The 14,660-nt window shown below is 74.2% G+C and carries 12 protein-coding genes; 3 read left to right on the top strand and 9 right to left on the bottom strand.

Annotated features, from left to right (window positions below):
- Positions 1-44: 44 nt before the first annotated feature.
- On the bottom strand, positions 45-2,018 hold the full coding sequence (locus tag ABD335_RS17250; RefSeq protein ID WP_344323838.1) for an IucA/IucC family protein: 1,974 nt from the start codon (positions 2,016-2,018) through the stop codon (positions 45-47).
- 270 nt (positions 2,019-2,288) lie between these two features.
- Between ABD335_RS17250 and ABD335_RS17245 the strand changes: the two genes are divergently transcribed.
- Together ABD335_RS17245 and ABD335_RS17240 are read left to right on the top strand one after the other, a co-directional pair.
- Positions 2,289-3,500 carry a trypsin-like serine peptidase gene (locus tag ABD335_RS17245; protein ID WP_344323836.1) on the top strand — a complete coding sequence of 404 codons (1,212 nt, stop codon included), beginning with the start codon at positions 2,289-2,291 and terminating at the stop codon, positions 3,498-3,500.
- A gap of 114 nt (positions 3,501-3,614) precedes the next feature.
- Entirely contained in the window at positions 3,615-4,805 is a 1,191-nt protein-coding gene (locus ABD335_RS17240; RefSeq protein ID WP_344323834.1) for a trypsin-like serine peptidase, read from the top strand.
- Positions 4,806-4,934: 129 nt separating this feature from the next.
- Here the strand turns inward: ABD335_RS17240 and panD are convergent, their stop codons facing one another.
- The 6 genes from panD to miaA all read right to left on the bottom strand — a co-directional run bounded on the left by panD (position 4,935) and on the right by miaA (position 11,756).
- Positions 4,935-5,351, bottom strand: coding sequence for an aspartate 1-decarboxylase (gene panD / locus ABD335_RS17235; protein ID WP_344323832.1), 417 nt, complete (start codon positions 5,349-5,351; stop codon positions 4,935-4,937).
- A gap of 73 nt (positions 5,352-5,424) precedes the next feature.
- Positions 5,425-6,924, bottom strand: coding sequence for a GTPase HflX (gene hflX, locus ABD335_RS17230; protein WP_344323830.1), 1,500 nt, complete (start codon positions 6,922-6,924; stop codon positions 5,425-5,427).
- A 173-nt stretch (positions 6,925-7,097) separates the two neighbouring features.
- Complete coding sequence (locus ABD335_RS17225; protein WP_425583659.1) at positions 7,098-9,188, bottom strand: RelA/SpoT family protein; 2,091 nt, start codon at positions 9,186-9,188, stop codon at positions 7,098-7,100.
- Between the two features lie 100 nt (positions 9,189-9,288).
- A complete protein-coding gene (dapF, locus tag ABD335_RS17220) occupies positions 9,289-10,176 on the bottom strand; it encodes a diaminopimelate epimerase (RefSeq protein ID WP_344323826.1) in 888 nt (295 codons plus the stop codon).
- 37 nt (positions 10,177-10,213) lie between these two features.
- Entirely contained in the window at positions 10,214-10,711 is a 498-nt protein-coding gene (locus tag ABD335_RS17215) for a hypothetical protein (protein ID WP_344324699.1), read from the bottom strand.
- Positions 10,712-10,817: 106 nt separating this feature from the next.
- Complete coding sequence (miaA, locus tag ABD335_RS17210; protein WP_344323824.1) at positions 10,818-11,756, bottom strand: tRNA (adenosine(37)-N6)-dimethylallyltransferase MiaA; 939 nt, start codon at positions 11,754-11,756, stop codon at positions 10,818-10,820.
- A 234-nt stretch (positions 11,757-11,990) separates the two neighbouring features.
- On the opposite strand from miaA, the gene ABD335_RS17205 reads away from it, so the two are divergent.
- The gene (locus ABD335_RS17205; protein WP_344323822.1) at positions 11,991-12,272 is read left to right on the top strand and encodes a hypothetical protein; all 282 of its coding nucleotides are present in this window, start codon (positions 11,991-11,993) and stop codon (positions 12,270-12,272) included.
- 154 nt (positions 12,273-12,426) lie between these two features.
- On the opposite strand, the gene ABD335_RS17200 is transcribed toward ABD335_RS17205, so the two are convergent.
- Positions 12,427-13,134 carry a class III extradiol dioxygenase subunit B-like domain-containing protein gene (locus tag ABD335_RS17200; RefSeq protein ID WP_344323820.1) on the bottom strand — a complete coding sequence of 236 codons (708 nt, stop codon included), beginning with the start codon at positions 13,132-13,134 and terminating at the stop codon, positions 12,427-12,429.
- 29 nt (positions 13,135-13,163) lie between these two features.
- Positions 13,164-14,648, bottom strand: coding sequence for a tRNA (N6-isopentenyl adenosine(37)-C2)-methylthiotransferase MiaB (gene miaB / locus ABD335_RS17195; protein WP_344323818.1), 1,485 nt, complete (start codon positions 14,646-14,648; stop codon positions 13,164-13,166).
- Positions 14,649-14,660 lie beyond the last annotated feature (12 nt).

Genomic DNA, 14,660 nt, shown 5'->3' with positions numbered 1-14,660 from the left:
CTCCGCCGACGGGCCACCGGTGGGCATGAGGGCTCCTGTGCTGGTCAGGGTTTCACCAGGGGGTTGGCGACGGTGACGTAGACGGACTGGGAGTCCACCGGCCCGACCAGCTCGTCCAGTCCGTGCAGCCGGGTGAGGAGGTTGGCCTTGCAGCGCAGGGTCGGGGCCTCCAGCAGCAGGGCCGGCAGCGGCGACCGCCGACCGCCGTCCGCGGGGCGGTCGGCCTCGGTGAGGAAGTGGCGCAGCGCCGCGAGCAGCAGCCGCTCGTCGACCAGGCGCTGGGAACCGAACGCGCCGATCAGCCCCAGCACGTTGTTGATGCCCAGGTAGTAGGCGAAGCGCTCGTCGACGACCTCGTCGGCGACGAAGGCGTCGCCGGCGTCCCCGACGCCCGGGAGCCGCCGCTGGAGCTCCTCCCGCCGGGAGGAGCGGAAGTAGTAGCCCTGGTTGTCGCGGTAGCGCCCGCCCGCCGGCCAGCCGGCGCCGTCGAGCAGGACCACGGTGTTCTGCTGGTGGGCCTCCAGGGCGATGCCCGCCTCGGCGTCCAGCCACAGCACGGGGCGCACGACGGTGTGGAGGTAGCGCAGGAACCACTCCGTGGCGACGGCGGCCGGCGCCCGCCCGGTGCGGGCCGCGAGACGGACGACGAGGTCGGCCAGGCGGGAGCGCAGCGCGCCGTCGGGAGCGCCCGGCCAGGGCCGGGGCGAGGTGAGGCCGGCCAGGCACACCGCGTCGTCGGCCGGTCCGAACGGGTTGTGCCGGATGACGGTCTCCAGCCCGGTGACGGGGTTCCCGTCGGCGTCGTCGACGGCGATCCAGGCGGGATCGCGCACGATGTCGAACCCGGGACGGCCGGGGAAGGCGGCGCGCCAGCGCTCGGTCAGGCCGGTGCGGAGCAGCCGGTGCACCTCGACGCCCCGGTGCAGTTCCTTGCGGAGGTTCTCGCGGCGGGAGTTGGTGATCCGCAGGGCCAAGGACAGCTTGAGCATGGCGGGTACGCCGGGCCGGTGGACGGTGCGCACGGAGGAGGTCGGGTGCCACGGGTCGCCGTGCGGGCCGAGGTCGTGCAGCAGTCCGGCCTCCAGCAGCGCGGCGACGGCGGGCCGGTGCCGCACCTCGCGGGCCTGCCAGGGGTGCAGCGGCAGCGGGACGGTCCCCTCGGGCAGGCGCAGGCCCGGTCCGGCCAGTTCGGTGACGAGCCGCCGCGCGGACACCGTCCGGCCGCGTACGGTCCAGGCGGAGTCGGCGGCCAGGAGGGAGCGGTCGACGGCCATCCAGTGCAGGGGAAAGGCGCCGCGCAGTTCCGGGGAGTAGGCGCGCGCCTCGGCGTCGGAGAGCCCCTCGCGGCTCTTGGGCGTGGGGTGCAGGGGGTGGCCGAGGACCAGGGACTGCTCGCCGTCCAGGAACCGGTCGACGGCGGGCGGGGGTTCGGGCCGGGCCCGGCGGTCGGCGAGGAAGGCGGCGGTGCGCCGGACCGAGTCGGCGACCCGGCCGACCAGCGCGGCGCTCTCGCCCGCGGCGGTTCCCGGGACCACGGCACCGCGGTGCGCCGCCTCCCGCGCCAGCAGCGCGGCGAGCGTCACGGCGTCGACGGGTGCGGCGGAGGAGGCACCGGGGCTCGGCTCGGCACCCGCCGGGACGGGCCGTCCGAAGCGGTGCCAGCCGGTGGCGGACCAGTGGCGGACGGGCACCTCCAGCACCAGGCCGCAGGAGGCGAGGGGGACGCGGAGGACGCCTCCGCCGCCGGGGGCGTCGGGGGCCTCCGGTCCCTCGGGCGGGGTCAGGCCGTTCTCGCGCACCCAGCAGCGCAGCAGGTTCTCGCAGGCCGCGGCGTCCGCGGCGGACACCGGGTCGGGGTGCTCCAGCGGATCGTCGCAGCCCTGTCCGGCGGCGTACGGCGGTGTGCCGCCCGGCGCGGCGACGCCGTCCTCCGCGTCCGTCTCCCCGCGGCGCGGCTGCCGTGGGACGGGGGGCCGTTCCCGTGTCGTCCTCCCGTCCGGACCGGGACATGCGTTCACGGAAGTCTCCCTGGGGGTGAGGGCACCGCACCGGTGCGTGGTCGTCCGGTTCCCGAGGCGCGGCGGAGCACGCCGTGTCTCCGCCCGTACCAACGACGCCGCCGCTGTCCGATCACGGTCGCGGGCAAGATCCTTCGCCCGGAGGCGGCGCGGAACCGGGAACCCGCCGCGTGCCGTCCCCACCATCACCGGCATAGTGGGGGCCGTCTCTTTCAAGGGGCCATGACAAACCAAGACGCAGAACGTTCCGTTTCAGGGGGATTTCCGTCCATGTCATCTGTGAGCAGAGGGCGGTCCGCGCTGGCCGCCGCGGCGATGATCGCGGCCCTGGCCGTCACCGCGAGCGCGTGCGGCCCGACGGACGGCGAGACCGACGCGAACGCCAGGCCCGACGCCTCCGCGCAGGAGGACGGCACCGCCGACGGCGGTCTCGGCGACATCCGCCTGCCGGACCGACTGCCCGACGCCCTGAAGGACTTCGACCCCGAGAAGTGGAAGAACGGGGAGTGGAAGGACTGGGACCGGGAGGACTGGCTGCGCGAGGCCAAGGACTTCGTCAACCCCGTCATCGAGGGGCTGTGGGACCCGGACCGGATGAAGGACGCCCGGGAGAACGACCGCCGGGTCGACGACGCCGACATCGACGGCGGTGAGGGCGGCGAGTCGGACGAGGGCGTCACCGACCCCGAGCCGGCCCCGCGGAAGGCCCTGCCGGTCAAGACCCCGTACCAGGAGAACGCCCCGGCGGTGGGCAAGGTGTTCATGGACACCCCCCAGGGCGCCATGGTCTGCTCCGGCACCGTGGTCGAGGACCCGCGCAACCCCGGCAAGTCCAACCTCGTCGCCACCGCCGGCCACTGCGTCCACGCCGGCAAGGAGGGCGGCTGGTTCCGCAACATCGTCTTCGTGCCCGCCTACAACGACAAGGCGCTGGAGGCGGGCGAGTTGGAGAAGGCCGCTCCGGAGGAGGTCGCCCCGCACGGCGTGTACTGGGCCACCTGGGCGGCCACCACCGACCACTGGATCGCGGAGGGCGCCCGGACCGGCGGGTCCGGCGCCTCGCAGGACTTCGCCGTGCTGCACGTGGAGGCCGAGGACGAGACCGGCAAGTCCCTGGAGGAGACCGTCGGCACCGCCCTGCCGATCAACTTCGACACCCCCTCGGTCTCCGCGCTCTCCTCCGTGCGGGCCCACGGCTACCCGGCCGCGCCGCCCTTCGACGGACTCACCATGCACACCTGCACCGACCGGCCCGGCCGACTGACCCTGAGCCCGTCGGAGTCCACGATGTACCGCATCGGCTGCACCATGACCGGCGGTTCCTCCGGCGGCGGCTGGTTCGCCGAGGGGTCCTCCGGCAGGCCCGTGCTGGTCTCGGTGACCTCCATCGGCACGCTCGACCACACCTGGCTGGCCGGTCCGCGGCTGGGTGAGGAGGCCGAGGCCGTCCACGAGGCCGTCAGCGAGAAGTACGCCGGCTGACACCGGCCGTCCACGCAGGAGTTCCACAGGTCCGACCGCCGTCTCCGCCCCCGCCGGGAGCGGGGACGGCGGCGGCCGAAGCCGCAGTCGACACCACTGGGGGATGCACAGCTCATGTCATCGATACGCAGGCGACGCTCGGCGCCGACCGCCGTGGCGATGATCGCCGTCCTGGCCGTCGCCGCCACCGCGTGCGGCCCGACGGACGGCGAGACCGACGCGAAGGCCAGGCCCGGCGCCTCCGCGCAGGACGGCGACAACGCCGACGTCGACGACCTCGGTCTGCCCGAGGAACTCCCCGACGCCCTGAAGGACTTCGACCTCGACAAGTGGAAGGACGGGGAGTGGCGGAACTGGGACGAGGAACGGTGGCTGCGTGAGGCCAAGGACTTCGTCAACCCCGTCATCGAGGGGCTGTGGAAGCCGGACCGGATGAAGGAGGCCGAGGACAACACCAAGACGGTCTCCACCAACGCCGGTGCCGACCAGGGCGCCACCGACCCCGAGCCGGCCCCGGTGGAGGCCGAGCCGGTGAAGACGCCGTACCACCGGAACGCCGCGCCGGTGGGCAAGGTGTTCATGGACACCCCCCAGGGCGCCATGGTCTGCTCCGGCACCGTGGTCGAGGACCCGCGCAACCCCGGCAAGTCCAACCTCGTCGCCACCGCCGGCCACTGCGTCCACGCCGGCAAGGAGGGCGGCTGGTTCCGCAACATCGCGTTCGTGCCCGCCTACAACGACAAGGGCCACTCCTCGGCGAACGTCGACAGCGCGCCGTACCAGGACGTCGCGCCGTACGGCGTGTACTGGGCCACCTGGGCCCAGACCACCGACTACTGGATCTCGCAGGGCACCGAGTCGGGCGGCGGCGGCGCGCAGGAGGACTTCGCCGTGCTCCACGTCCAGCCGGAGCAGAAGACCGGCAAGTCCCTGGAGGAGACCGTCGGCGCCGCCCTGCCGATCAACTTCGACGCGCCGGAGATGGCCCGGATCTCCGGCGTGAGCAACTACGGCTACCCGGCGGCCCCGCCGTACGACGGCGTGCTGATGTACACCTGCACCGACCGGCCGACCCGGCTGACCATCGACCCGTCGGCGCCCACGATGTATCGCATCGGCTGCACCATGACCGGCGGTTCCTCCGGCGGCAGTTGGCTGGCCGAGGGCCCGGACGGCGAGCCCGAGATCGTCTCCGTCACCTCGATCGGTTCGCGACCGGCCTCCTGGCTGGCCGGTCCGTACCTCGGCCCGAGCGCCGAGGCCGTCTACGAGGCGATCAGCGAGAAGTTCGCGGGCCGGAGCTGATCGGCGCCGGGGCCCCGGCCACCGGAACACCGAGGGCCCCGCCGCTCCCCGAGGAGCGGCGGGGCCCTCGCCGTGTGTGCGCACCGCCCCACGACGGGGCGGGGCCGGTCCGAGCGGTCCCGGGCCGCCTCAGACCATCGCCATCGGGCTGCGCCGGGTGTCGCTGCCGGGAACCGGCTCGGACGGGTCGGCGCCCAGGTCCACGATGCGGTTGTCCGCGTCGACGTGCACGACCCTGGGCCGGAAGGAACGGGCCTCGGCGTCGTCCATCTGCGCGTAGCTGATGAGGATCACCAGGTCCCCGGGGTGGACGAGATGCGCGGCGGCGCCGTTGATCCCGATCACCCCGGAGCCGCGCCGGCCCTCGATGACGTACGTCTCCAGGCGAGCGCCGTTGGTGATGTCGACGATGTGGACCAGTTCCCCGGGCAGCAGGTCCGCGGCCTCCATCAGGTCGGCGTCTATCGTGACGGACCCCACGTAGTGGAGATCCGCCTCGGTGACCGTGGCCCGGTGGATCTTCGACTTGAACATGGTGCGCAGCACGGTGCCGCCTCCTAGCGGTGAGAAGGGTCGCGCTCCCGGTCCGGGATGCGCGCCGTCCGGGCCATGCTACGGCTTAGGCGCGGGCGTCCGCCGTGACGTACGCCCTCAACTCCGCCGCCAGTTCCTCGTGGACGCGGACCGACAGGAGCGTGCCGCCCTCGGTGTGCTCCTCGGAGACCACCTCGCCGTCGGCGTGGACGCGGGAGACCAGGTCGCCCCGGGTGTAGGGCACCAGGACCGTCAGCTCCACGCCCGGGCGCGGCAACTCCTGGTCGATCAGCTCCAACAGCTCGTCGATGCCCTGACCGGTACGGGCCGAGACCGCGATGGCGTGCTTGTCGGCGCGCAGCAGTCGCTGGAGGACCAGCGGGTCGGCCACGTCCGCCTTGTTGATCACCACGATCTCGGGCACGTCCGTCGCGCCGACGTCCCGGATCACCTCGCGCACGGCGGCCAGCTGCTCCTCCGGCGCCGGGTGCGCGCCGTCGACCACGTGGAGGATCAGGTCGGCGTCGCCGACCTCCTCCATCGTGGAGCGGAACGCCTCGACGAGGTGGTGCGGAAGGTGCCGTACGAAGCCGACGGTGTCGGCCAGGGTGAACGCCCGCCCGCTGGGGGTCTCGGCGCGACGCACGGTCGGGTCGAGGGTGGCGAACAGCGCGTTCTCCACCAGGACGCCCGCGCCCGTGAGCCGGTTGAGCAGCGAGGACTTGCCGGCGTTGGTGTAGCCGGCGATGGCGACCGAGGGCACCTTGTTGCGGCGCCGCTCCTGACGCTTGATCTCGCGGCCGGTCTTCATCTCCGCGATCTCCCGGCGCATCTTCGCCATCTTCTCGCGAATCCGCCGCCGGTCCGTCTCGATCTTGGTCTCACCGGGACCGCGGGTGGCCATGCCGCCGCCCGCGGAGCCGGAGCCACCACCACCCATCTGCCGGGACAGCGACTGACCCCAACCGCGCAGCCTGGGCAGCATGTACTGCATCTGCGCGAGCGAGACCTGCGCCTTGCCCTCGCGGGACTTGGCGTGCTGGGCGAAGATGTCGAGGATCAGGGCGGTGCGGTCCACCACCTTGACCTTGACGACGTCCTCCAGGTGGATCAGCTGTGCGGGGCTGAGCTCACCGTCGCAGACGACGGTGTCGGCCGCCGTCTCCACCACGATGTCGCGCAGCTCCTGGGCCTTGCCGGAGCCGATGTAGGTGGCCGGGTCGGGCTTGTCGCGGCGCTGGATCACGCCGTCGAGGACGACCGCGCCCGCCGTCTCGGCCAGGGCGGCGAGCTCCGCGAGGGAGTTCTCGGCCTCCTGCACCGTGCCGGAGGTCCACACGCCCACGAGCACCACGCGCTCCAGACGCAGCTGCCGGTACTCGACCTCGGTGACGTCCTGGAGCTCGGTGGACAGGCCCGCGACCCTGCGCAGGGCCGCGCGGTCGTGGCGGTCGTACTGATCTCCGTCGCGCTCGCCGTCGATCTCGGGGATCCAGGCGACGTCCTCTTCCATCAGGGCGTCGGCTCGGCGGTACGACTCGGTGGTGCGCTGGCCGTTCTGCGGAAGGGAGGAAGAGGAGGTCATTGTGTCCTTACGTCGTAGAAGTGAGGGTGTCGGAACAACGCACGGGGCGCCCGGAACATTCCCCGCGGGGCGGGACCGGTCCCGGCCCGGACCGCGGTCCGATCACGACGATGGTGACACGGCGCGGCCCCGCCGTCATCCGGTTTGCGCGGCGCTCCCGGTCCGCGGGGCGCCTACGAGGAGCCCTGGTCGCGGGTGGCCCGCACGACGTCGTAGACGCCGGGCACGTCCCGCATGGCGCGCATCAGCCGGGGCAGGTCGCCGGCGTCGGAGAGCCGGAGGGTGTACGTGTGCCGCACCCGGTGCTCCCGCGGGGGCTCCACCTCGGCGGAGATCACGGCCGCGCCCTCCGCGGCGATGGCCTCGGTGAGGTCGGCGAGCAGGTGCGGCCGGCTCAGCGACTCGGCGTGCAGCGTCACCCGGCAGCCCGCGTCGGACGCCTGCCACCGCACGGGCACGGTCTCGCGTCCGGCCGCGGTCATCCGCGCCACGGTGGGGCAGCTCTCCCGGTGGGCGGTGACCACGCCGCCGCGGACGGCGAAACCGACCACGGCGTCGGGCGGCACGGGCGTGCAGCAGCGGGCCAGCCGTACGGGCGCGCCGGGCGGCTCGGCCACGGCCGCCGGTTTCTCCCGGACGCGGGCCGTGCGGGCGGGCGCGGCGGTGCCGGCCTCGCCGGTCGGGTGGCCGGGTTCCGGTTCCGTCCGGTCGCCGTCCTGGGGGCGGGAGTCGAGCCAGGTGCGGATGGCGATCCGCGCGGTGGGCGTGCGGGCGTGCTCCAGCCACTGCGGGGAGGGGCCGGAGGTGCCCTCGGGGGCCATCAGCAGGTGGAGCGCGTCGCCGTCGCGCAGCACGGTGCCCAGTGGCGTCAGCCGCCCGTCCACCCGGGCGCCGACCAGGGCGTGTCCGGCCGCGCCGTAGCGGGCGTAGGCGGCGTCCACGCAGGTGGCGCCCGCGGGCAGGTGGAGGGTGGCGACGTGGCCGGTGCCGCCCGGGTCGGTGCAGAAGACGGTGATCTCGCGGTCCTGGGCGAGGTCGTCGCGGAGCTCGGCCCAGAAGGTGTCCGGGTCGGGGGCGTGGCTCTGCCACTCCAGCAGGCGCTCCAGCCAGCCGGGGCGGGTGGGGTCGGCGCGCTCGGCGTCCGCGGCGGCCGTCCCGTCGTGGGAGGTGCCGGAGGTCCGGTGCGGGTCGCCGAGCGCGATCACCCCGGCCTCGGCGACGCGGTGCATCCGGTGGGTGCGGACCAGGACCTCCGCCACCCGGCCCCGGGCGTCGGCGAAGGCGGTGTGCAGCGACTGGTACAGGTTGAACTTGGGGACCGCGATGAAGTCCTTGAACTCCGACATCACCGGGGTGAAGCAGGTGTGCAGCTCGCCCAGGACCGCGTAGCAGTCGGCGTTCTCGGCGACCAGGATCAGCAGCCGGCCGAAGTCGCAGGGCCCCAGTTCGCCGCGTTTGGCCCGGGCCCGGTGGACGGAGAGGAAGTGCCGCGGCCGGATGAGGACCTCGGCCGCGATGCCGGCCTCGCGCAGCACGGTCCGCACCGATTCGGCGATCTCGGCGAGCGGGTCGGGGCCCGCGTTGTGCGCGCGGATCAGCTCCCGGGTGCGGGCGTACTCCTCGGGGTGGAGGACGGCGAAGACCAGGTCCTCCAGCTCGGTCTTGAGCGCCTGCACCCCGAGCCGCTCGGCCAGCGGGATCAGCACGTCGCGGGTGACGCGGGCGATCCGGGCCTGTTTCTCGGGCCTCATCACGCCGAGGGTGCGCATGTTGTGGAGCCGGTCGGCGAGCTTGATGGACATCACGCGGACGTCGTTGCCGGTGGCCACGAGCATCTTGCGGAAGGTCTCCGGCTCGGCGGCGGCGCCGTAGTCCACCTTCTCCAGCTTGGTGACGCCGTCGACCAGGTAGCTCACCTCCTCGCCGAACTCCGCCCGCACCTGTTCGAGGGTGACGTCGGTGTCCTCGACGGTGTCGTGGAGCAGCGAGGCGGTCAGCGTGGTGGTCTCGGCCCCGAGCTCGGCCAGGATCAGGGTGACGGCGAGCGGGTGGGTGATGTACGGCTCGCCGCTCTTGCGCGTCTGGCCGCGGTGCGAGGACTCCGCCAGCACGTACGCGCGGCGCAGGATGTCGAGGTCGGCGCCGGGGTGGTGGGCGCGGTGGACCTTGGCGACGTGCTCGATGGCATCGGGGAGGGCGTGGCGGGACGATGGCCCCAGGAGGGCCGCACGACCGAGCTTGCGAAGGCTCCGTACTGCGCTCAAGGCACCTCCCACGGCGGTCGGGGGGCTTGATCCTATCGAGCCTGCCATGCGCCGCGTGCCGCCTCCCGTCCACAGTGGCCGGGATCACCCGTTCGAGCGGTCAATCTCCCGGGGAGGCGGCGAACCAGTCGGGGTCGAGGGTGCCCTCGGCCAGGATCACGGCGGGTCCGGTCATCTCGATGCCGCCGTCCGCGCGCTCGGTGATCACCAGCCGTCCGCCGGGGACGTCGACGGTGTAGGTCGCCGGGGCGCCGTCGGCGGCCGGGTCGAGGCCGTCGCGGCGGGCCGCGGCGACCATCACGGCGCAGGCGCCCGTGCCGCAGGAGCGGGTCTCGCCGGCGCCGCGCTCGTGCACCCGCAGGGCCACGTGGCGGGGGCCGCGGTCGACGACGAACTCCACGTTGGTGCCCTCGGGGTACGCGTCGGCCGGGGCGACGGCGGGGGCGGTGAGCAGATCGCCCGCGTGGTCGAGGTCGTCGACGAACGCGACGGCGTGCGGGTTGCCCATGTTGACGTTGCGGGCGGGCCAGCTGCGCTCGCCGACGGTGACGGTGACGGACGGGTCGGCCCCGGCGGGCAGCCGCGCGGCGCCCATGTGGACGGTGACGTCGCCGTTCTTGGCCAGGTGCACCCGGCGCACGCCCGCCCGGGTGGCGACGGCCAGGTCGCCGGCCCCGGCCAGGCCGGCCCGCTCCAGGTAGCGCGCGAAGACCCGTACGCCGTTGCCGCACATCTCGGCGATGCTGCCGTCGGCGTTGCGGTAGTCCATGAACCACTCGGCCTCGCCGGCCATCGCCCGCGCCTCGGGGTGGGCGGCGGAGCGCACCACGTGCAGCAGGCCGTCCCCGCCGATCCCGGCGCGACGGTCGCACAGCCGGGCCACGGCCGACGGGGGCAGCTCCAGCGTCCCGTCCGGGTCCGGGATGATCACGAAGTCGTTTTCGGTGCCGTGTCCCTTGAGGAACCGCACGGGCTCTGCGCTGTTCACGGTGTCATCGTACGGGTGTCCGCTGTGCCGTCCATCCCTAGCGGAGCCGGGCGACGCGCCAGACGGCCAGGACGACGAGCACGACGGCGACCAGGACGTACAGGGCGATCAGGCGCCAGTCGGGGCGTTCGTCCGAGCCGCGCGGCGGCAGGCCGGGCCAGCCGAGGCCGGCGCGGCGGGCGGCCATCATGCCCCAGCCGGCGGCGCAGCAGCTGAGCAGCAGGCCGAGCATGGCGACCACCGCTCCCCCGTCGCCGAGTCCGAAGGCGAGGGGGAAGGCGAACATCAGCGAGCCGGCCGCGGCCAGGCCCACGACCGGGGCGATCTGCCACAGGCGCAGCCGCCGGGGCGGGCGGAGTTCGCCGTAGGACTCGCCGCCGCCCGCGGCCGGGTCCTCCAGGGACCCCACGTCCTCCAGGCCGTCCAGGCCCGACGGACCGTCGTTCCCGGCGCCGTCTCCGGCGCCCTCTCCGGGGCCGTCGGTCCGAAGCGGCTCGACGGCCGGTTCGTCGCTGCTACGAGGGCCGGCCTCCATCGCCACGTGCCCTCCCAACTCCGGCTGTGCGGCTCACTCGAAAGCGATGATGGCACGTCCGCGCGGTCGTCCACGGCCGGCGGGGCGTCCCGATGCCATGACGTGATCAGGCTGTGACCGCTCGTTCGAGGAGGGCCAGGGCACGCTCCGGGAGGTCCTCGCGACGGTCGGCGGAGCCGTCGAGCCAGTGCACCCGGGGGTCGCGCCGGAACCAGGAGTCCTGGCGCCGCGCGAAGCGCTTGGTGGCCCGTACGGTCTCGGCGCGCGCCTCCTCCTCGGTGCACTCCCCGGCCAGCGCGGCCAGCACCTGCTGGTAGCCCAGGGCGCGCGAGGCCGTGCGCCCCTCGCGCAGCCCGACACGCTCCAGGGCGCGCACCTCGTCGACGAGTCCGGCCTCCCACATCCGGTCCACCCGGCGGGCGATCCGCTCGTCCAGTTCGGGGCGCGCGACGTCGACCCCGATCTGGAGGGTGTCGTAGACGGACTCGGGGCCGGGGAGGTTGGCGGTGAAGGGGCGGCCGGTGATCTCTATGACCTCCAGGGCGCGGACGATCCGGCGGCCGTTGCTCGGCAGGATGGCGCGGGCGGCCTCCGGGTCGACGGCGGCGAGCCGGGCGTGCAGCGCCCCGGAGCCGGACTCGGCCAACTCGGCCTCCAGCCGGGCGCGTACGGCCGGGTCGGTGCCCGGGAATTCCAGGGCGTCGATGGCGCCGCGCACGTACAGGCCGGAGCCGCCCACCAGCACGGGCGTGCGCCCCCGGGCCAGCAGGCGGTCGATCTCGGCGCGGGCCAGCCGCTGGTACTCGGCGACGCTGGCGGCGACCGTGACGTCCCAGATGTCGAGGAGGTGGTGCGGAACGCCCTGGCGCTCCTCCGGCGTCAGCTTGGCGGTGCCGATGTCCATGCCGCGGTAGAGCTGCATGGAGTCGGCGTTGATCACCTCGCCGCCCAGGTGCCGGGCGAGGGCGACGCCGAGGTCGGACTTTCCGGCCGCGGTCGGGCCGACCACGGCGATCACGCGGGGGGTGGGGGGTGCGCTGCTCACGGGGCAAGTCTCCCAAACCCTCGACCGGGCCTCCGAACGAGTGACGTGACATCACACGTCCGGAGTCGTTGCCCGATGCGAGGTTCCGTCCGCGGACTCACGGGCCGGTGGCCCCGAGTGCCATCCCGAGCCGCTCCGGAGGGCGCGGAACTTCGCTCGCACGAGTAAGGGTCTGGAGTAGATATGGGCTTTTTCGCCTGGTTCCGTCGTGGCTCGAAAGCGGCGAAGGAGGACGTGCCCGCGGCGCCGCCGGAGGCCGAGGGGACCACCGGGGGAACCGCCGAGGAGACCTCGGAGTTCCGGGAGACCGGCGAGGACGGGCGTGCCGGGGAGGGTCGGGAGGAGGCGCCCCGGCCCGCGGCGGAGGACGGAGACGGAGCCGACGGCGGGACCGCGGCGACCGCCGGGATCCCGCGGCAGCAGTCCGCCGAGAGGCCCGTGGAGGGCGCGGGCGTCCCGGACGGCCCGGCGGACGAAACAACGGACGAGACGGCGGACGGCAGCGCCCGCCGGTGACCCCGGCGGCGGAAGCCGGCGAGGGCGTGCCGGGTCGGACGTCCCGCGAGCACCGCGACGGAGGCGAGGGCGGCGGTCCCGCCGCCTGACCCCCCGCTCGCCGGGAGTCCCGCACCGGAGGCCGCGCGTCCCGCCGGGGCGGCGCGGCCTCCGGCTACGACCAGCTCGCCACCAGGTACCCGACGCCGTACGGCGCCCGGTCGTACAGCACCCTGCCCTCCAGTCCCGCCCCCTCCGCCGCTCCGGCCAGCACCTGCCAGCAGGCGCGGCCGGACGCGCCCAACTCGCGCGCCTGTCCCTCGTCCAGCGCCAGCAGCGCCTCGGTGTCGGCGGCCTCCAGGGCCCGGGCCACGGCCGCGTCGAAGGGGGCGGCGCGCTCGTCGAGGTGGCCCGGCGCCTTCTCCGTCCGGCAGTTGGTGCCGTCGCCCATCACGAGCAGGGCCACGCGCTCGGCGCCGCTCGCGAGTTCCCGTCCGGTGGCCGCGCAGCGCTCCTTCGACAGCGTCTCCTCCACGCCCAGGCCCTCGACGGGCGCCGCGCCCCAGTCCGTGCGCTCCAGCAGCCAGGCGGCCACCGCCAGGGACGGCGGCAGGGGACGGTCGGCGGGCTCGCCGCGGCCGAGGCGGACCTCCAGGTCGACGCCGAAGGGCCGGAAGGAGCCCACGGCCCCCTGCGGATGCCCGCCCCGGCCGGACCGGTCGGCGGTGCCGACGACGTGGAGCCGGTCGGGACGTGCGGCGGCCAGGACGGCGAGCACGTCGTAGCAGGCGGCCCGGGCGTCGTCCATCTCCCGCGCGGCGCCCCCGGCGACCTCGGGCACCAGCAGCGGCGGACAGGGACATACGGCGGCGGCGACAAGCATGGGCGCAGCCTACCGGCGGGCCGACCGGGTCAGCAGGTGCGGCAGCCGTCCGGGGCGGCGGGCAGCGGCTCGGGGACGCCGACGGTCGGCAGGCCGAGCATCACGCCCTTGGACGCGGGCGCGGGCGCGGCGTTGCGCCGCTCCCAGGCGTCGCCGGCGCGGGTGCGGCGCACCCCCAGCGCCGGACCCTCGGCGAGGAGGTGGTGCGGGGCGGCGTAGGTGACCTCGACGGTGACCATGTCACCGGGGCGGACCGGCTCGTCGGGCCGGGCGAAGTGCACCAGGCGGTTGTCGGGGGCGCGGCCGGACAGCCGCCGGGTGGCGTCGTCCTTGCGGCCCTCGCCCTCGGCGACCATGACCTCCAGGGTCCGCCCGATCTGCTTCTTGTTCTCCTCCCAGGAGATCTCCTCCTGGAGCGCGACCAGGCGCTCGTACCGCTCCTGGACGACCGCCTTGGGGACCTGCCCGTCCATCTCGGCGGCCGGGGTCCCCGGGCGCTTGGAGTACTGGAAGGTGAACGCCTGCGCGAAACGGGCCTCGCGCACCACGTGCAGGGTCTGCTCGAAGTCCTCCTCGGTCTCGCCGGGGAAGCCCACGATGATGTCGGTGGAGATCGCCGCGTCCGGGATCGCGGCCCGGACCTTCTCGATGATCCCCAGGTAGCGCTCCTGCCGGTAGGAGCGGCGCATCGCCCGCAGCACGCGGTCCGAGCCGGACTGCAACGGCATGTGGAGCTGCGGCATCACGTTCTCCGTCTCGGCCATGGCGGCGATGACGTCGTCGGTGAAGTCGCGCGGGTGGGGCGAGGTGAAGCGGACCCGCTCCAGGCCCTCGATCCGCCCGCAGGCCCGCAGCAGCTTGGAGAACGCCTCGCGGTCGCCGATGTCGGACCCGTAGGCGTTGACGTTCTGCCCGAGCAGCGTGATCTCGGTGACGCCCTCGGCGACCAGCGCCTCGACCTCGGCGAGGATGTCGCCGGGACGGCGGTCCTTCTCCTTGCCGCGCAGCGCCGGGACGATGCAGAAGGTGCAGGTGTTGTTGCAGCCGACGGAGATGGAGACCCACGCGGCGTACGCGCTCTCGCGCCGGGTCGGCAGCGTGGAGGGGAACGTCTCCAGCGACTCGGCGATCTCGACCTGCGCCTCCTGCCGGACGCGGGCGCGCTCCAGCAGCACCGGCAGGCTGCCGATGTTGTGGGTGCCGAAGACGACGTCCACCCAGGGCGCCCTCTTGACGATGGTGTCGCGGTCCTTCTGCGCCAGGCAGCCGCCGACCGCGATCTGCATCCCCGGCCGGGCCGCCTTCTTCGGCGCGAGGTGGCCGAGGTTGCCGTACAGCTTGTTGTCGGCGTTCTCCCGCACCGCGCAGGTGTTGAAGACGACCACGTCGGCCACCTCGGCGTCCTGGGGCGCCCGGACATAGCCCGCGTCCTCCAGCAGGCCCGCCAGCCGCTCGGAGTCGTGGACGTTCATCTGGCACCCGTAGGTGCGCACCTGGTAAGTCTTCGCACTCATCTCACACGACAG

This window comes from Streptomyces macrosporus, assembly GCF_039533145.1.
GTDB lineage: Bacteria > Actinomycetota > Actinomycetes > Streptomycetales > Streptomycetaceae > Streptomyces > Streptomyces macrosporus.
The sequence above is the reverse complement of the archived record's forward strand: the minus strand, read 5'-3'. Positions and strand labels throughout refer to the sequence as shown.